This is a genomic window from Parabacteroides sp. AF18-52, from assembly GCF_003479145.1.
GTDB classification, from domain to species: domain Bacteria; phylum Bacteroidota; class Bacteroidia; order Bacteroidales; family Tannerellaceae; genus Parabacteroides; species Parabacteroides faecis.
Window position 1 is genome coordinate 85,207 of record NZ_QUGR01000019.1, and the last position, 20,187, is coordinate 105,393.

General features: G+C 42.9%; 12 protein-coding genes and 1 tRNA gene. 9 read left to right on the forward strand and 4 right to left on the reverse strand.

Annotated features, from left to right (window positions below; genetic code table 11):
• Window positions 1-56: 56 nt before the first annotated feature.
• The 9 genes from DWX23_RS21310 to DWX23_RS21355 all read left to right on the forward strand — a co-directional run bounded on the left by DWX23_RS21310 (window position 57) and on the right by DWX23_RS21355 (window position 13,720).
• Window positions 57-130 (forward strand) — tRNA-Arg (locus DWX23_RS21310).
• A 201-nt stretch (window positions 131-331) separates the two neighbouring features.
• Entirely contained in the window at window positions 332-883 is a 552-nt protein-coding gene (locus DWX23_RS21315; protein WP_122375962.1) for an RNA polymerase sigma-70 factor, read from the forward strand.
• A gap of 83 nt (window positions 884-966) precedes the next feature.
• Complete coding sequence (locus DWX23_RS21320; RefSeq protein WP_122375963.1) at window positions 967-1,923, forward strand: glycoside hydrolase family 43 protein; 957 nt, start codon at window positions 967-969, stop codon at window positions 1,921-1,923.
• A 51-nt stretch (window positions 1,924-1,974) separates the two neighbouring features.
• Entirely contained in the window at window positions 1,975-3,990 is a 2,016-nt protein-coding gene (locus DWX23_RS21325) for a beta-L-arabinofuranosidase domain-containing protein (protein WP_122375964.1), read from the forward strand.
• 519 nt (window positions 3,991-4,509) lie between these two features.
• Complete coding sequence (locus tag DWX23_RS21335) at window positions 4,510-5,493, forward strand: FecR family protein (protein ID WP_233587726.1); 984 nt, start codon at window positions 4,510-4,512, stop codon at window positions 5,491-5,493.
• A 107-nt stretch (window positions 5,494-5,600) separates the two neighbouring features.
• Window positions 5,601-9,059 carry a TonB-dependent receptor gene (locus DWX23_RS21340; protein WP_122375966.1) on the forward strand — a complete coding sequence of 1,153 codons (3,459 nt, stop codon included), beginning with the start codon at window positions 5,601-5,603 and terminating at the stop codon, window positions 9,057-9,059.
• 5 nt (window positions 9,060-9,064) lie between these two features.
• Complete coding sequence (locus tag DWX23_RS21345) at window positions 9,065-10,906, forward strand: RagB/SusD family nutrient uptake outer membrane protein (RefSeq protein WP_122375967.1); 1,842 nt, start codon at window positions 9,065-9,067, stop codon at window positions 10,904-10,906.
• 16 nt (window positions 10,907-10,922) lie between these two features.
• Window positions 10,923-11,663, forward strand: coding sequence for a DUF3823 domain-containing protein (locus tag DWX23_RS21350; protein ID WP_158607111.1), 741 nt, complete (start codon window positions 10,923-10,925; stop codon window positions 11,661-11,663).
• 230 nt (window positions 11,664-11,893) lie between these two features.
• Window positions 11,894-13,720 (forward strand): glycoside hydrolase family 2 protein, encoded by a 1,827-nt coding sequence (locus tag DWX23_RS21355; RefSeq protein ID WP_122375969.1) that lies wholly within the window; start codon window positions 11,894-11,896, stop codon window positions 13,718-13,720.
• A gap of 127 nt (window positions 13,721-13,847) precedes the next feature.
• On the opposite strand, the gene DWX23_RS21360 is transcribed toward DWX23_RS21355, so the two are convergent.
• The 4 genes from DWX23_RS21360 to DWX23_RS21375 are packed head-to-tail and all read right to left on the reverse strand — an operon-like array spanning window position 13,848 to window position 20,069.
• Window positions 13,848-14,840 (reverse strand): family 43 glycosylhydrolase, encoded by a 993-nt coding sequence (locus DWX23_RS21360; protein ID WP_122353952.1) that lies wholly within the window; start codon window positions 14,838-14,840, stop codon window positions 13,848-13,850.
• 50 nt (window positions 14,841-14,890) lie between these two features.
• The gene (locus DWX23_RS21365) at window positions 14,891-15,772 is read right to left on the reverse strand and encodes an aryl-sulfate sulfotransferase (RefSeq protein ID WP_122375970.1); all 882 of its coding nucleotides are present in this window, start codon (window positions 15,770-15,772) and stop codon (window positions 14,891-14,893) included.
• 11 nt (window positions 15,773-15,783) lie between these two features.
• Window positions 15,784-17,580 (reverse strand): c-type cytochrome, encoded by a 1,797-nt coding sequence (locus DWX23_RS21370; protein ID WP_122375971.1) that lies wholly within the window; start codon window positions 17,578-17,580, stop codon window positions 15,784-15,786.
• A gap of 5 nt (window positions 17,581-17,585) precedes the next feature.
• Complete coding sequence (locus DWX23_RS21375) at window positions 17,586-20,069, reverse strand: hypothetical protein (RefSeq protein WP_122375972.1); 2,484 nt, start codon at window positions 20,067-20,069, stop codon at window positions 17,586-17,588.
• Window positions 20,070-20,187: the final 118 nt, after the last annotated feature.

Genomic DNA, 20,187 nt, shown 5'->3' on the forward strand with positions numbered 1-20,187 from the left:
ACTTTCCGGTTTGCATATTAAAAAAATAGTACTACCTTTGCACCGCAAATAAGGATGGTTCCGTAGCTCAGCTGGATAGAGCAACGCCCTTCTAAGGCGTGGGTCGAGCGTTCGAATCGCTCCGGAATCACTGCTTGTAAACCCCTCTGCAATTTGTAAATTGCAGAGGGGTTTGTTTTTTATGTAATCCAACTAATCTTTAAGGGTAATAAAAGGATTTGATGTTTAGTACTTTAATCCGTGAATATTAAATAAAAGATTCCTTTATTAAGAAAATATTGAATCTTTGTGTATCTTTGGAGCCAGTGAAAACAATCAATGAATTTGGAGGATGGGCAGTAACAACGATGATATATTATTGCTAAAGCTAATAAAACAAGGTGATCAGATTGCTTTTAAGCATTTGTTTTATCAGTATATGGATTCATTGGAACGTTTTATTACCTATTATATCCATGACCGGGAAAAATCGCAGGAGCTGGTATTGGACCTTTTTACCTATATATGGGAAAACCGTGAACGTTTTGAGATAAAGTTAACATTGAAGGCCTATCTTTTTCAGTCAGCCCGTAATAAGGCTTTTACTTATATCCGTGATAAAAAAATACCTGTCTATCTGGAAGATGTCTCTGCCGGTGAAGTAGGACAAGATTATAATTCGGATTTGGAGTTCCAGGAATTGTACCGTTTGATAGAAGAGGCCGTATGTCTTTTGCCGGAGAAATGCAGGGAGATATTTAAGAAAAGCCGCGAAGAGAATTTAACCAATAAAGAAATAGCCCAGCAACTTCATATTTCAGAGAAGACGGTGGAGGGACAAATAACGATAGCCCTTAAGAAGATTAGAGTCTATTTGGGCGATTCTTATTCATATTTGTGGTAAAAAAACTTTATATTTTAGGGGGTACCAAGCCTTTTTGAGTCTATTTTTGTAAAAGAAAATGTTTTACAATAATTCTCAATGCCATGAAAAAAATATTCTTGATGCTTTTTGTGTTCTTTTGGGTTGGAGTGACCTCTGTCTGTGGACAGCATATTTCTTTGGCTGATCCTACGATCTTTTATGAAAACGGAACTTATTACCTGTATGGTACAGGTGGAGATTCTAATTTCGGTTTTCAGGTATATACTTCTAAAGACTTGAAAATTTGGAAGGGACCGAATGGCGCTTCCGACGGATATGCTTTAAAGAAAGGCGATTCATTTGGATCGAAGGGATTTTGGGCTCCTCAGGTTTTTCGTTATAAAGGGAAATATTATATGGCTTATACGGCTGACGAGTTTATAGCCATAGCTTCTGCCGACAGTCCTTTAGGACCTTTTCGTCAGGATAAAATAGCTAAACTGCCTGCTGAAATCAAGCAGATCGATCCGTATGTGTTTTTTGATGAGGATGGCAAGGTTTATCTGTATCATGTCCGTCTAACAAAAGGAAACCGCCTGTTTGTTGCTGAACTGAATGAAGATCTTACCGCTATAAAAGAAAACACTCTCCGGGAATGCCTCTCTGCAACTGAAGACTGGGAAAATACAGCACATTCGGAATGGTCGGTTTCTGAAGGCCCTACTATCCTTAAGAAAGAGGGTGTTTATTACTTTTTCTATTCGGCTAATGATTTCCGAAATATAGATTATGCGGTAGGTTACGCAACTTCCCGTTCACCTTATGGCCCCTGGAAGAAGTATGAAGGGAATCCGGTTATTAGCCGTAAACTGCTGAAGCATAACGGGACCGGTCATGGAGATGTTTTTATTGATGAAAAAGGGGATATGCGTTATGTGTTCCATACCCATTATTCGAACTCCGTTGTATCTCCCAGGCAAACAGCTATTGTCTCTTTGCAGGAAAAGGCACAGGATGGTATCATTCGTTTTTGTATTTTGCCTGATACCTTTTTCTTTCCTCAATTAATGAATAAATGATTAAATAACCTCTCCGGAATTTTATCTCTCCGGAAATAAAATAATTGTATTATGAAGAAAAGTATATTGTTCCTCTCTTTGATTTGTGGTGCCTGTACAGCTCCACAAGATACCTTGCTGGAACAGGTCGATCGATTATCAACTTCTACGCAGAATGATTTTTATGTAAGTAACCGAGCTCCTTTACAGCCGCAGCAGTTTATAAAACTCCCGGCCGGTACTATTCAGCCGGAAGGATGGTTGAAGCAACAACTGGAGTTACAAAAAGAAGGTCTGAACGGACATCTGGGAGAGATCAGTGCCTGGTTGCAAAAGAAGGATAATGCCTGGTTGGAAACCGGAGGCCAGTGGGGATGGGAAGAAGTGCCTTACTGGTTGCGAGGGTATGCAAACCTGGCTTATATTGTTGAAGATAATCAGATGCTGAATGAAGCTAAATTCTGGATTGAGGGTATCTTGAAAAGTCAGCGGGAAGACGGTAACTTCGGTCCGATGCATCTGAATGACGGTAAACAGGATTTTTGGCCGAATATGATTGTCCTGTGGATCATGCAATCTTATTATGAATATTCGAATGATGAGCGGATAATCGATTTTATGACGAAGTATTGTAATTACCTGCTTACTGTCCCGGATGAAGATTTCTTATATAGCTATTGGGAAAATAGCCGTGGCGGAGATAATCTTTGGAGTGTCGTGTGGCTATATAATCACACGGGCGATAAGAACTTACTTACGTTGGGCGAAAAAATACATAAAAATACGGCCGACTGGACAAAGTCGACTCAATTGCCTAACTGGCATAATGTAAATGTAGCGCAGTGTTTCCGTGAGCCGGCTACTTATTATCTGTTTTCGGGGGATTCATCCATGCTGGCTGCCAGCTATAATGTGCAAAGCCTGGTGCGCAGGGCATTCGGACAAGTACCGGGGGGCATGTTCGGTGCAGACGAAAATGCACGTATCGGCTTCTTTGATCCCCGGCAAGGTACTGAAACCTGTGGTTTTGTGGAGCAGATGGCTTCAGATGAAATTATGCTGCAGATCAGTGGCGATCCTTATTGGGCTGAAAACTGTGAGGATGTGGCATTTAATAGTTATCCGGCGGCATTGATGCCGGATTATAAGGCCCTTCGTTATATAACCAGTCCGAATCATGTCGTAAGTGACTCTAAAAATCATCATCCGGGTATTGATAATAGCGGACCGTTTCTTTCCATGAATCCGTTCAGTAGTCGTTGTTGCCAGCATAATCATGGTTTCGGATGGCCATATTATGCCGAAAATCTAATTTATGCAACACCGGATAATGGAATAGCTGCTGTTTTATATAATGCTTGTCAGGCGAAAGTTAAAGTTGGAAACGGAACTGAAGTGACGATAAAAGAACAAACGAACTACCCTTTTGAGGAAATAATTCGTTTTACTTTGACGACACCTGAAAAGGTTTCATTCCCACTTTATTTGCGTATTCCGTCGTGGTGTAAAGATGCGTCGATTGCCGTAAACGGTCAGAAGTTGGGTGTCGATTTGATTAGCGGTAAATATGCTAAAATCACACGTGAGTGGTCGGATGCAGACGAAATCGTTCTTACGGTTCCCATGACATTCAATTATCGCCAATGGCAGGTAAATAAAAATAGCGTTAGTGTCGATTATGGTCCTCTGAGCTTGTCTTTAAAGATAGACGAAGATTATCAACAGAAAGACAGTCGTCAAACAGCTATCGGCGATTCAAAATGGCAGGAGGGTGCCGATGCTTCTGCATGGCCTACTTATGAGATTTATCCGGCAAGTCCGTGGAACTATGCTTTGCAGCTCAACAGCCCGATCTCGGTTCAGCGTAAGGAATGGCCTTTTGATAATAATCCATTTACATTGACTAATGTCCCATTGGAATTTAAGGCAAAAGGACGTCTTATTCCTGAATGGAAGATCGATGAATATGGTTTATGCGGTGTGCTTCCTTATGAAGATGCCCCGAAAGCAGACACATTGGACGAAATAACATTGGTTCCGATGGGAGCTGCCCGTTTGCGTATTGCATCGTTTCCGACAACGGAGTAGGTGTTGTGACCGATCTCTTTAGCTATGAAATTGATCCTTTACGGATTTTTATGTATAGAAAGTATATGTAGATATTGGAATCTTCTGTTTATCTTTGTCTCGTACAGCAATAAGGAAAGCGTAACCGGCTGTACAATGTACGAGTAAAGCATAAGCGTTTAAGATATTATCCGATTCTGAAATCTGGACAATTTCACTATGACCGGATAAGGTACAACAAACGTTCATGCTCTTTTCTTGTTATATACCTAAGTTATTGCGTATACCAAGATAAAGAGCGTGGGCTGTTGTATATATTGGTCATAGGGGCAGTCCAGAGCCTCAGAATCGATATGTCAACAGTTTCCACGCTTCTTTTTTTATTATCCAATTCGGAAACTGGTGGATCTGGTAACCGTTTTGAATATGAGCAATTTATCTTTCCGTGATCTTCCCGGATCAAATTTTTTCAAAGAAAAATACAATCCTTTTAGGGGGTAGCTATTCTTTTTGAGTCTCACGATGTATAAGATGCAAAAAATGGATAGAAACATACCTTGGGATATTATAATAAAGGGATTTAAACATGAAATCTCGTTAGAAGAGCAACTTGATTTGGAACGGTGGCTTGCTGACGAGAAGAATCTCTTCGTATATAAAGATTTACAATCTCTTTGGTTAGCTATTATAGAAGAAGGTACAACTTTTGAATCGAATGTGGATACTTTGTGGGAAAAGATGGAGCTTCGCATGAAGAAAGATGAACCTAGAATAATAAAATTCTCGCAGGCTTCTTTCCGCTGGTTCTCCGGGGTTGCATGTGTTTTAATCCTCGCTTTATTATCTTTAACCGGATATATCTCTCTTGAAACATATAAAGGAGGGCCGGTTTATACCTATTCTTCTCTGACAGGTAAATCGAAAGTAATACTTCCTGATGGTTCGCAGGTTTGGTTAAATACTGAATCTACGTTGGAATACTCAGCTTCAATCTGGAATAAAACAAGAAATGTCAAATTGAAGGGTGAGGCCTATTTTGATGTAAAGAAGGATCCGGATCGTCCTTTTATTGTCAAGAGTAATAATTTTGATGTCAGAGTACATGGTACTACTTTTAACGTGGCAGCACGTGATAATGAACCGAATATAAATGTTAGCCTGTTGTCCGGATCTGTAGTTGTCGGCAATGGCTCAGTTTCAAAGACGATAGTACCGGGTGAAACGGCTGTCTGTTCCAAAAAACAGGGCAGTATCCTGACAAAGAAGAATGATGTACTTTTTGCTGCCATGTGGGCGAATGAATCCATTCATTTTGAACGTAAATCAATAAAGGAATTATCCAAATATTTATCTAAATGGTATGGTGTAAAGATCATACTGGATCCTCTTATTCCTGAAGATCAGGCTTATACATTTTCTATCAGGCATGAGCCTCTGGAAGAGATCCTTCGGTTAATGGCTCGGACAAATCCTATCCAGTATAGTTTTGATGAAAAGAATATTGTGAAAATCATGAATAAGTAAAACCTTTAAAATCAAATGCCTATGAAGTAACAGGAAAGAAAAAGTAATATTGTTTTAACCTTTTTATTAATTAATTTATTTCGATAATAATCTTAAAATAAGAGCTTATGAAGAAGCAAATGTTTTATGAGGCCAGTGGGAAAATCTGGAGAATCCCCTTGTTTGTCGGTCTCTTTTTTCTTGCCTCAAGTTTGTATGGATATTCAAACGAGCAGGCAAAAGCTTTCTCAATTCAATTAGAAAATGTATTGTTAAGTGAGGCAATTAACCAGATCGAAAAGGCGAGTGGTTACTCCTTTTTTTATGATGAGAATAAAATAGATTTTTCTCATCGGGTCAGTGTAAATGCGAAGAACCAGACTGTTGCCAGTATTTTAGATAGCATTCTGAAATCGACGGGATTAGCTTATGAGATTTCGAATAATCAGATTGTTTTATTGCCGGATGAAAAGAGAGCAACCGGCAGAAATGGATCGGAGCCAATTGCAACAAAGGTACAACAGCAAAAAACTACGATAACAGGAACAGTTATCGATAATTTAGGAGAGCCTGTAATTGGGGCAAATGTTGTTGAAAAAGGAACAACTAATGGTACTATTACAGATATGAACGGAAACTTTTCTTTGAGTACATCTCCAAATGCAACTTTGGAAGTTTCGTTTATCGGGTATATAACTCAGCGTACACCTGTTAAAGGTTCAACTGTAAATATAACATTAAGAGAAGATGCACAGGCTTTGGATGAAGTTGTTATTACCGGTTTCGGTATGTCACAAAAGAAAGAATCTCTGACGAGTGCAATTTCTTTAATTGACTCCAAAGATATAGCCCGTTCTTCTGCCTCTACATCTTCGGGTGCATTGGTTGGTAAGATCGCTGGTGTGAACTCCCGTCAGACGGATGGTCGTCCGGGTGCAAGTACCGGTCTTCAGATTCGTAATATGGGTACTCCGTTGTATGTAATAGATGGTATCCAGACGGATGAAGGGCAGTTTAATAATATTGACTTTAATGATATTGAAGCGATCTCTATATTGAAGGATGCTTCTGCTTCTATCTATGGTGTACGTGCTGCCAATGGTGTAGTAGTTGTAACAACGAAGAAAGGTCGCAGAAATACAAAGAATACGGTAACTATCAACGCACGTTATGGCTGGCAGTCTGCATCTGCATTCCCAAAACCCGCGGATGCTGCTACCTATGTTTCTAATTGGATACAATCGGAAACGTTACAAGGAGTGGAAGAACAGAACCGTAAGTACACGATGGAAGATTTGGGTAAGTGGCAACAAGGAGCAGAGAAGGGTTATCAATCATTTGACTGGTATGATTTCATCTGGGAAACATCTCCTCAGTCTTATGTTTCAGCCAATGTATCCGGTGGATCTGATAAGGTAAATTATTATTTCTCTTTAGGTTATATCAACCAGGATGCTATGATCCGTAATTATGGCGGTTTCAAACGATATAATACGCAGATGAATATTGATGCTCAGATTACCGAACGTTTTAAAATGAGTGCATCTATGAACGGACGTATCGAATCGCGTGTCAATCCGGGTGTTCCGGGTGGTGACGACTATTGGTTGCCGGTATTCGGTACTTACCGAAATCTTCCGACAGTTCGTCCATTTGCAAACGATAATCCTAAATATCCGGCATTAACATCCGGTAATAAGGATGTGAATTTCGGTCTGTTGAATTATGATATTTCCGGTAAATATCAGGATGACTGGCGTGTAATGCAACTTACATTCAATGGTGAATATAAGATTATCGACGGATTGACGGCAAAGGCTCAGTTTGGATTCTACTATGGTCAGCGTGAACAGAATAACCAGGAAAACGAATGGGACCTGTATCGTTATGATGAAGATAAGGATGAATATATCATTGTGGATGGTATGCATAACCCTTACCGGGACAGAACGATCAAAAGAGTCCAGGATATTACGACAAATATTCAGTTGAATTACAAGAAAAGTTTTGACGATCATCATATCGATGTAATGGCAGGTATGGAGTCTATTAAACGTGATCAGCCGGAACATTTTATCCATTCAACTCCAACATCCAATACGTTACATTTAATAGATGTAGATGAAATTGTTGAATTTAATGATTATGGTAATAGGACGGAAGCCCGCTTGGGTTATACTTTCAGAGCCAATTATGATTTTGCATCTAAATATTTGTTAGAATTCTCCGGACGTTATGACGGTTCCTGGAAATTCCCGCCTAATCACCGTTGGGGATTCTTCCCGTCAGGTTCTGCCGGATGGCGTATCTCAGAAGAAAGTTTTTGGAAAGACAGCAAGTTGTCGAATATCGTAAATGACTTTAAAATCCGTGGTTCTTATGGTTTGTTGGGTGATGATAATCTGGGAAAAGATGGTGATAATAAAGACTATTATAGCGCATTTGATTATATGGGAGGATACAATTACAAAGATGGTGGTTCGACTATCGACGGCGCTTATGTTGTCGGCTCTGTTCCCCGTGGTCTGCCCGTTACAACTATCTCATGGATAAAAGCTAAAATACTGGACATCGGTTTTGATGTTTCGTTCCTTAATAATCGTTTGTCCGGTCAGTTTGACTATTTCCGTCGTACACGTGATGGTTTGCCTGATCGTCGTTATGATGTGTTGATCCCGGCTGAAGCAGGTTTTGATTTACCTTATGAAAATTTGAAATCAGACGTGCATACAGGTTATGACCTGTCTATCCGATGGAATGATAATGTAGAAGATTTTTATTATTCGATCGGAGTGAATATGACTTATTCACGTTTCCTGGATTGGAATCAGTATAAACCTCGTTTCGGTAACTCATGGCATTATTATCGTAATTCTATTGATGAACGTTATGGTAACCTGAACTGGATGCTGGAATCTGACGGACAATTCCAGAGTTGGGAGGAAATTGCTGCCTGGCCGATTGATAATGACCGTCAGGGTAATAAAACAATTCGCCCGGGAGATATTAAATATGTCGATCAGAATGGTGATGGTGTAATTAATAGTATGGATGAACGTCCTTTAGGATATAGAGAAGGTGGTACTCCCATTGTAAATTTTGGTCTTAACTTCAGCTTCCAGTGGAAAGGTTTTGACTTGGCATTCGACTTGACAGGTGGTGGTTTGAACAGTAGATATCAGGATTATGAGCAACGTAATCCGTTCCATGACGGAGGTAATAATGCACAGTATTATATGGAAGATACCTGGCATTTAGCTGATATTACAGATTCGAACAGTGCTTTGATCCCGGGTAAATATCCGACTTTATTGATCGGGAATTCAGGACACAGTAACTATTGGAAGAGTGATTTCTGGATGCATAATGTACGTTATATGAAGCTCCGAAATCTTGAATTCGGTTACTCATTACCGAAATCGATACTGGCTAAAGCTTTTATTACTGATTTACGTTTGTATGTTTCAGGACAGAACTTACTGACTCTGACCAATACTCATGGTATAGACCCGGAAATTGAAAATTCGGCAGGTCTGGCTTATCCTACAACACGTATTATTAATTTAGGTCTTACTCTTAAATTCTAATTAGTATGAAAAAGAAATATATTTATTCTGCCTGTTTGGCTTTTACATTGGCATTTTGCGGATGTTCCGATTTTCTGGATCGGGATCCGGACCGTATCTTGTCTGATGAACAGGTGTTTAGTGATGAGAAAATGATTACCTCTGTTCTGGCTAACTTCTATGGTCGTATGGAGTGGGGGCAACGCATAACAGATGCCGGTTCTTATGTTTGTTTGGACGAGGCTTTACGTTCGAGTGGAGGTCCTGATTTATTCCGTACTTTTGGTGACGATCACTGGCGTATTTATGATTACGGATTGATACGCAATATCAACCAGTTTTTGGCCAGCTTGAATAATACAGATGTAATATCTGAAGAGAGAAAGAACCAGCTTCGCGGTGAAGTTCGTTTTATGCGTGCCTATACTTATTTCTGCATGTGCAGATGTATGGGAGGAATGCCGATTGTTGGCGACGAAGTGTTTTCGTATGAATCGGGAATGGATATCACTACTTTACAATATCCTCGTTCGACAGAAGCAGAGTTGTATGATTACGTTATTAAAGAATGTACCGAAATCGCAGCGGATGGAATGTTACCATCTGAAGCTTCCAAAAATTCAGCCCGTGCAACCAAATGGGCAGCGTTGGCATTAAAAGCTCGGGCTGCTGTATATGCCGGTTCTATTGCCAATTATAATAACAAAATGGAGAATCCTGTTTCTACTCCGGGTAGCGAAGTCGGTATTCCGGCATCTAAAGCCTCTGAATATTATAAGATAGCATATGATGCTGCGAAAGCTGTGATTGATGGAGGTGTGTATGTGTTACAGAATAATATATCTGATAAAGCAGATAATTTCTATGCCGCAACTACATTGAAAGATAATAATACCGAAGTTATTTGGGCACGTGATTATAAAGGTCCGTCCAATTATCAGGGATGGACTCGCGATAATATTCCGTCATCGCATGCCGAAGATATCGATCAGGCGTATTTAGGCCCGGTACTAAATCTGGTGGAAGATTTCGAATACATCGGTAATCGTGATGGAAAACTGAATATAAAAAATTCTGACGGTAGCTATATCGCTTACGATAAGGCAATAGACCTGTTCAAGGATAAAGATCCTCGTTTGTTTGCAACTGTAATAGTACCGGGTTCTTCTTTCAGAGGTTCGGAAGTAGTATTACGCGCAGGTGTTAAACGTAATGAGAGCGGTGAATGGAAAAGCTATCATGGCAAACGTGGACAGGATGTGACTTCAAGGGGGTTGATCATTACTCCGGTAAATGGTCCGATGACTACCGGGGACGACCAATATGTAAACAAATCAGGTTTCTTTGTCAGAAAGTTTATGGATGAAACTGTCGGTGCAACCACCCGTGGCCGTGGTTCTGAAGTATGGTTCCCTCGTTTCCGTGTATCGGAAATGTATCTGATTGCTGCTGAAGCTGCCATGGAAATGAACGATCAGGATAATGCTCGCCGTTATTTGAATGCAGTTCGTGAACGTGCCGGTATCCAGCCGTTGAACGGAACTATCACACTGAATGATATTGTTCGTGAAAATCGTGTGGAGTTTGCTTTTGAAAACCATCGTTTCTATGATCTGAAACGTTGGAGACTGGCAGATAAGTTTTGGGATAACAATGAGAACACCTCGACGGCTATTCATCGGGTATTGTTCCCTTATCAGATTGATCAGGTGGGCGATCCGAATGACTTGAAATGGGTTTTTGATGCTACAACAACTTATATGTCTCCGTATCCTCGTTATTTTCAACCGAAGAATTATTATAACTTTATTAACCAGGATTGGATTAACAGGAATCCTAAGATGGTGAAGAATCCGTATCAATCTTAATTAAAAGGTAATGAGAATGAAAAAGATAATATATAATATAGCCTCATTATTGTTGTTGGCTGTTTTTGCCACTAGTTGTGGTATGGATAATTACGATGCTCCCGAATCCAAGTTGTATGGCCAGATCCTGTACAAAGATGCCGGTGGCGTAGAACATCCTTTACAGGTGAAAGGTACCGGAGAAGCCATAAAACTCTCGTTATATCAGTATGGCTGGCAGTTATCAGATGGTATTACGTTGTATGCCGACCAGGATGCTAAGTTTGAAGCCATTCTTTTTGACGGCGATTACCATATGATTACAAACAATAATAATGGTCCCTGGAAAACTGTACAGATATCTGAAGTAAAAAAAGATACAGTCGATTTTACACTGAAGGGTAGTACCGAAGTCAAGATCTATGTGACTCCTTATTTTATGATAGAAAATGCTGCAATCAGTCTGAATGGAACGAATGTATCGGCTACCTGTGCTGTAAAACAGATTATTTCTGATGCAGCGATAAATACGCAAAGTGTGTTTATTAGTTCTACCCGGTTTGTAGATGAGCAGACGAATTTCGCTCGTATGGACTATTCTGAAGATAAGTCTGCCGGGAATAAAAACTTCTCATTCGCGATAACCGATGCATCACAGCTAAAATCTTTGGAGAATGCAAAGAATCGTACAGGAAAAGTGTATGCTCGTATAGGTATTAAGGCAGAAGGAGCTGACCAGTTTATTTATTCGGAGGTCTTCGAACTTGCAGTAAAATAAATTGCTTTGTAGGAGGGGTGTGTCATTAGATAATGATGCACCCTTTTTTTATTATGACCTCAAAATATATAGTTATGAAAGTACATGCCTTTGGCTATTTATATTTTTCAATATAGAAATATTTATACAATGATATAGAAAGTGGGATTTACTTATTAATTTTGACCCATTGAATTTTCAGGCAATTATCTCATTCTAGATCTCATTTACTTATATTAAATAACAATATCATGAAAAAAGTTGTGTTTATTTGCTTTCTCTTCTGTTTCTTTTTAGGGGGAGGGATTAGTATGAAAGGGCAAAGCCCGAATAAGTTTACATTACCAACTCCCTGGACCGATAAAGCATTGGAAGTTGCTGTTCCTTTGCCGGAATATCCGCGGCCACAAATGGTGAGGACGGAGTGGTTGAATTTGAATGGTGTATGGGATTATATGGGTGGAAAAGACTTACAGGACCCGGTGTCGGCAACTTCTGTCCCGACATTCCCCGTTAAGCCGGAACAAATCAAGGTTCCTTTCCCACCGGAGGCAGAATTATCTGGTATTGCCCGCAAAGGGGATACTTGTTTATGGTATCGCCGAAGCTTTACTATACCCGGAGCCTGGAAAGGAAAGAATGTCTTATTGAATTTTGGTGCGGTAGACCGTATTTCGACTGTGTTTGTGAATGGAAAGAAAGTGGGCACACATACAGGAGGATATGATGCTTTTACTTTTGATATTACTGCTTTTTTGAAGTCGGGTGAAAATACTCTTGTGGTCGGTGCCTATGATCCTAACGATGGAAAGGCCGCATCCGGTAAAAATGGGCCGCGTGGCGATTATACTTTTACGTCCGGTATCTGGCAGACAGTCTGGTTAGAGCCTGTGGAAAAACAATATGTTTCTCGGATCAAGCTGATCCCCGATCTGAAGAACAACCGTTTGGAGGTGCTTGTTAACACAGATAATGACGGGTTAAAAGTTTCGGCAGTAGCAAAAGATGGTGGAAAGGAAATAGCGAAAGCGGAAGGAACCGTTAATGGTAAGTTTTATATTCCCATACAGAACCCTCGTCTCTGGACTCCTGAAGATCCTTTTTTGTATGATTTAAAGTTACAGCTGAAGAATACGAAAGGTAAAGTAGTGGATGAAGTCGATTCTTATTTTGGAATGCGCTCCGTTTCTTTAGGAAAGGTGGATGGAGTAAACCGCCCTTTATTGAACGGTATGTTTGTTTTTCAAATAGGGTTGCTGGATCAGGGATATTGGCCGGATGGTATTTTTACGGCTCCGACGGATGAAGCATTGCTGTATGATATAGAATTAGCCAAACGGGCCGGTTTTAACGTGATCCGTAAGCATATAAAAGTGGAACCGCAGCGTTGGTACTATCACTGTGACCGCCTGGGATTGATGGTCTGGCAGGATATGCCTAATCTTTGGGAACCGGATGGTACCGATTCTGTTGCTGTACGTAAGCAGTTCCGCGAAGAATTGAAAGTAATGATCGATCAGCATATCAGTTCACCTTCCATAGTGATGTGGGTTCCTTTTAATGAAAACTGGGGAGCGTTCGAGGTTACTGATATAACAGCCTGGGTGAAAAAGTATGATCCGAGCCGCCTGGTCAATGGTTTGTCCGGCTATAATTATGCACCGGGTTACCGGCCGGCCTATGGAGATCCCGGTAATGGTGATTTCGTCGATATGCATCATTACGGCAAAATAGAACCGAAGGCAATGCCTCGTCCGGATGAGAAAAGAGCTGCGTCTCTCGGTGAGTTCGGAGGGAAAGGATTATTTGTCAGAGATCATTTATGGCCTGTAAGGAATGATGCTTATGAAATGATGTTGAACAAAGAGGTACTGACCGATACATATATACTTATGCTTAACGAATTGGAGCAAATGATTAAATACTTTGGCTTGAGTACGGCTATTTACACGCAGACGACGGATGTGGAGCACGAAATAAACGGGTTGGTCACTTATGATCGTTGGGTTGAGAAGATGAATCTGGATAAGGTTAAACAAATCAACCGGGAGGTAATAGAAGGTACGCGGCAGAAATAAGTAGCATATCGATGTGGGGAAGGTAGCACTATAGTGTTGACAGGTGTAAGTCTATAGTGCTGATAGATGTAGGTTTATAATGTTGATACATCTGAGTCTATAGTGCTACCTTATCCTTTTTCAGTATTTAGAATACAGGGGTTTCAGCCTCCAGTGAGGGGGTAGAGCCGGTTACCTCCGGCCAGTCGTTTACCCATCTGACCTGATCGAGCATCAGGACGCGTCCGGTAGGATTTTCTTTACTTACCGCATGATAAAGCATCCAGTCGTTTCCGGCTTTGTCAGTCACTATTTCCGAGTTATGACCTGTACCGACAAAAGCCTCATTTCCGCGAATCAGTATCTCATGATGGTTTTCCATCATCGGTTGCCCCTTTTTGTCCACATAAGGACCGAACAGGTTTTCTGAACGGCCGACTACGGTTGTATAGGTGCTTTTTAATCCTTCGCAGCAACTGCCGATAGAGGCGAACAGGTAATAATATTTGCCACGTTTATGAATATAAGTTCCTTCATAAGCTGTACCGGCTACCTGTTTTTTCTCTGCTCCTTCCTTCAGGGTTAGTCCGTCGTCTGACAACTCTATCCCGTAAATGCCCCGGAAGCTTCCCCAGAACATGTACTTTTTGCCATTCTCTTCGATGTAATACTGGTCGATTGAGTTTTGCACACCTATCGTATTGCTCCTGAACATCATCCCCCGGTCGGTAAAAGGACCCTCCGGTTTGTCGGCAGTTGCGACTCCGATACCGCAGGTCCATTCTCCACCCCAGACGGACATGGAGTAATATAAAACGTATTGCCCGTTGATATAATTGATATCAGGTGCCCACAGACCGCCTTTAGGCTCGAAAGTCGGACGGGTTTCGTCTGTAAAGGCAGTACCTACTTCTTCCCAGTCTACCAGGTTTCTGGAACGGTGGATAGGGAGATTGCGGATATTCTCCGTTGCATACACGTAAAAGTAACCGTCATCGGCTTTGATGAGGCTGGGGTCCGGAAGGCTGTAATCGATGACAGGATTCCTATAGGTCTTATTTTCTGTTTGTAGCGGCTTATCGGCCAGACAGGCTGTAAGCGATGCAATCCCGAATAAGGATATAAAAAATAATTTTCTCATATAGCTGTTGTCTGAATGATTGTTTGAATAAAAACGAATTAGAAAGTGCCTTAATGAAACGAACCGGTATTTTCATCCAGGCTGAATACGGAAGACATGGTTTGTATCCCTTCCTGATCCTTTAATGTACATAGAACGTTCTTATCCCTGTCTACCAGGAACAGATGATCCCGTTTTTCCGGATTTACATGCCCGACCCAGTTGGTGAAGAGCAAACGTCCGTCAGGGAAATATTGCATGCCTCCCAGAAACTTTAAAGGCTCTCCGGGAATGTCCTTGTTCGATATTTCCCATACGGTGTTGCCTTTTTTGTCTAATTCGACAATGCGGGGATTCTGGGTTTTATCGGCTACGGCGACCAGTGTGTGGCCGTTCGGCAGCCGGATCACAGAATGGGGACCGCCGGGGACCTGTACCTGCCAGACCACTTCTCCTTTTGAATTGTATTCTTTGACGTATTCCCCTCCGTAATGCGCAACGAGATAATTGCCATTATCCAGTTTGCGGGCATTACGCATAAAGGCGAATGTTCCGTCCGAGACACCTTCCGGCAGGATGCACACCTCACTTACGATTTTCCCCCCGGGAGAAACTTCCAGTAAGCGTCCGGCATTGCATTCACCGATAAAAGTATTCCCGTTTTTCAGACGCTGGCAGGCGAAGACGGGACTTTCCGAAGCATAATAAAAGACGGTATCGTTTTGCCGGGTCACTTCCAGTACTCCTTTGCCAACCGAAAACAATAAGTTCCCATTCGGAAGTACCCAGAGATCATTCGATTCCGGAGCCTCATGTTGCCAGACGATCTTGTTGTTTTCCATAATGAAAACGATCCCCTGGGAGTAATCGGCTCCGGCGAAGTTCCCGCATTGTGCCAATACATTAAAGCAGTGGATGCAGGAAAGAAAAAGGATATAAGTAAAAAGTCTCATAATGTTGTTTCTTAAAGAGATAATACGTATTCTGCCAGGTCGTTCAGTTCGTTTTCCGACAGTGTTTCTGCGGGGCCATGCACTTTCAGCATTTCCTGCATGGTGTAGCTGCGCCCGTCATACAGGTAAGGAGCTGTTCTCCATACTTCGTTCAAGGCGGGAACATCCATTTTTACATTCTTATCCGACCCGTTCGTCCAGTTTACCTTGTATTGTTTCATATCCGTATAATAAGTACCCGAATGACAGGACGCACAGTTTTTCTCGAAATGTACCTTCCCTTTTTGGGCTGCTTCGGATAAATTACCGTTTACCAGGTAAGGACTCGGAACCGGCGACAATGACTTCAGGTATACATCGATGGCCGGAGCTATTTCTTCTGTCGAGGCAGCAAATAAGATATACTTGATACCTGAGATAACAGCCGTTTCCGCATCTTTACGAATACCGGAAACCATACAGGGAGGAGTCTGGTGGGATAAAACCAATGTCTTGGTATTCTTAGGATTCCCCATGCCGTCGTTCAGCAAATCCCAGTTCAGCCCGTCCATGCGGGCATCGTTGGGATGGCAACTGGCACAGCTCTGCCATTCCTGGAAACCGATGGAAGCATCGTGGAAATACATATCGCCTTTCCCTTTTTGAGTGGATGCGAGCGCAGCACCCAATGAGGTAGAAGCCATATCCTTGCCGCTTCCGTTGAAGGCAACCAATTCTCCGGTATAGTAATTCGCCGTATAGACTTTATCCGGTGTGACGTACAGGGCACGGGGACCTTTCCCCTGCGTTTTGTAGAAATCGCGGATGCCGTATAAGAAACCGGCATCATCCGGGATATGCGCATAATCTTTGGTCGAAGGGGTTACTTTTTCGCCTTCTTTTGCCCGTGCCAAGCGGTCATGCAATGAGGTTCTGTCTACACAAACCAGTTCGTGAGTTCCGGAGACAGAGATCCATATTTTACTGTCATCCGGCGAAACGACAACGTTCCACGGATTGGAGGCGCCTTTCTGCGGAGTGTCCAACAGGACCGTGTTTTCCACTTCCTGTGTATGCAGATTGATGACGGACAGGACGTTCGTACTCATCCATCCCCGGTCTACCTGATTGGTCGGGAGCTGGTAGCGTGCCAGCAGATGAACGGCATACGCATAATCGCCTTTGCTGTCCGTAGCCAATGCTTTTACATCTGTGGAACCGTTTGGAAGCTGTAAGCGTTTCACTACCTTTTTATTGTTTACATCGACAATATCCAACTGGCAGGCAATCGGATAAGTGAGCGATGACATTTCCGGCAGGTTGTTGGCAACCAGCAATAAGCTGTCGCCAGCGAATGAAACGATGTCTACCGGTTCGCGGCCTACGGTAATCCGGTTCAACACCTCTTTGGTTTCCGGAGATACTTCCCACAGTTCGTTGTTGAAGCGTTGAGTTGTCCATAAAGAGCCTGTCTGCCGGTTGAACAAGAGGGCTGAAGGCGTGTGTCCCAAGGCTGTTTGAGAGATAACGGACAGGTCTTTCCCGTTCAGCTCACATAAAGAGCCTCCGACACCGTCGCATACCACCCAGATATGCCGGTCGGGCGTTTCCGTCAGGTCGTTGGCGGCGGTTGGCAATGTCACTTTGATACCTGTATTCTTTAAACGGGTATCGATGAGGCATATTTCTTTTTTATCCCGGTTTGTCACCAGAAGTCCGCCTTCTTCTCCGGCACTCCATATATGATCCGGAGCAAAAACATCATTCCCGTTGCATCCTGTCAGGGCAGCCAGGCACAGACAGGCTATATAAGTCCAGTTTATTTTCATAATCTTTACTTCTTTGCTTTTAACGATTGAAGATACTGACGGATGTTTTCTTTCTCGGCAGCCCGGGATGTCTCCCGCTTCTTCTCATAATACGTATAATAATCCTTCTCCTCCTGTGTCCAGTTGTTTGCTTCCCGGTAATCACCGATGAACGGTACGCACAGGTCGATCCATAAAGCGATCGTTTCCATTTCTTCCTTGCTCAGGTTGCATCCGCCGTGCCCGTTTTCGAGCCGTTTGATCAGGTTGCTTGTGTTGGAACCGGCAAAATAAGGGGCGAGCAACGTCGGTTCGGACAGATTGCTTATCCAGTTTACTTCCGGGTGATGAGCATCTCCCTGCCAGGAGTCGTTGTCTCTCGTCATCTGGCGGGCATGCGTCAGGTTCAGATAAGAGTCTGAGAACTTGCGCTTGGTCTGCTGGTCGACTACTTTCAACTCGCCTTTCAGGCTCAGTTTGCTTTTCACCCCGTCATGGCAGGATATGCAATGAGCATCCCAGATAGGCTGCACCTCTTTGATGTAACTGAAGCAACGGTCGCCAATTCCTTCCGGCTCGATCTTTTGGATACCGGTGTTCATCGCCATAGATACCGGATGCGAAGCTACCGGAACCGTATTTTTGTGCTCGTGGCATCCTACGCAACTTTGTGTTTCTCCCGGCTGCAAAGTTGACCAGCTACGCATGGTCTGTACAACGCGGTTGTTTTCATCCAATGCCTGGAAGTATAAAGGCGTGCGGCAAGGCACTTTGAAGAAGGCCGAACCGTCCGGCTGCACATCTATCGTTCCCAGTATCCGTTTTACGTCCCAGCTGGCATTGCCGACTCCTACCGGGGAAAAGGCATGTCCGCCGCCACCCGCGTCAAAGCCATAAGCGGCACCGATACTGGCTACGCGGTAGATGGGTTCGACAATCCGCAGTTTCTTGATCGTTCCCGGCTCGATGCCTTTCAAACCGTTTCCTTCGTAAATGTTCTGCATATAGTAGACACCTTCCTCTTTCGTGTAATCCACATTGTTTACACGCTCGAAAGGACGTTCACGTTCGGCCAGCAGGACTGGCTGATTGCAGGATATGCTGGCATCCGAAACCAATAGTTCGCGTTCTTCGTCCGGTGTCATCCAGTAGATACCAAATTCCATCGGATGGCCTACGTGGTAGCCTAGCGGCGTATAGGAAATCAGAAACTCTTCTTCATTCAAAGGGTAAGGGTGTTGGAACTGGTCGTCGAATTGTCCGTATGTATCGACTTTTACAGCTTCCGGCCTGTGGAGCGGGGCAACCAACATGACACCTTCGTTCTCATCGCGTCCGGCTTCAGGGTCGATGATGCATAATTTACCGTGTTGAGGAGTGTGATGACCGAGGATGGTTGCCATCACCTTTCGTGTTCCGGGGATTTGGCGGGTATGTGTGACCGTGGTAGGGAAGAAGCTGTTTCCTCCGTAATACTCAGCCTGTCCGGTACCGTCCGGATTCATCTGGCAGAGCGGTTGCATAAATACCTGGCCACGGTCGTTGTATTCCCAACGGGTATAGACAACGCGGCCGTCGTCGAGCAGTGTCGGATTGGAGGTATGCACCTGGTCGAATCCGACCTGCCGCATATAACGTCCTTCGCGGTCGCAGAGATAGAGGTTGCTGACTTCTACAGTCCAGCAGTCTACCGCACTACCGTTGCGGGTCGAGTTGAACAGGATATTTTCGTCCGGCAGATAGATCGGCTCTATATCGGCAAATCCCAGGCCGGAAGTGATCTGTTTCAGTTTCCGGGAGGGCATTTCCATTTCGTACAGGTGGAAGTCGTCTTCTTTCTGTGATTTCTTCCAGGCAAATAATATATGCTTTCCATCGAAATGTACGTCCGGATCACGGAAAACGCCGGCTGTATCTTTCAGCAAGGTTTCTTCTTTAGCCCAGATACCATCCATCTTAAAAGATGCCAATTCTCCCCCGGCAAAGAAATTACATTCCGCACGGGCATCGGACAAACCTTCCGTATAGGCAAAGAAAGACGGACGCAGCGTACGGAATTTGGTAAACACAACTTCGGGAGTGTTCTTTATAAATGAAGCCAGCCGCTGCTCTCTTCTTTTCGTACAGGCGTCGAGATAGGAAGACAAAGCCTGTGTGATGCTTTCCGGGGTATCGGTTACTTTTGTTTCCAGCTGTAGTTTGTGCAGGCGTTCGCTGATCTGACCGGAAAAAGTCCCGTCAAACCATTTCACATTGCTTCCATCCTGTAGCCACCAGTCGTAATAGACGGGATAGTGATGATATAAATGCAGATGCGCCTCCCGGATCAGGGTGGCGGTACTGTCTTTTGAGACTATCCCTTCGGTAGCCTTTATTTTATTGAATCGGTCTTGTATTTCGGCTATAAATTTCTGCTTATCGACGGGATGGTGATCTTTATACTCGTTGTTCTGACAGGCTGCCAGTACAACGAGTATAAGTCCCATTCCTATTTTGTGTAAGTTATTCATGTTACTCCCTTCTTTATTAATAATCCGGTTACCGGAATAAACTGAAACGATGCTTTGTTTGTCTTTTTGTAGATATGGTTGACTCTCTATAAGAATCCAAAATGAGAGAACAAAATTA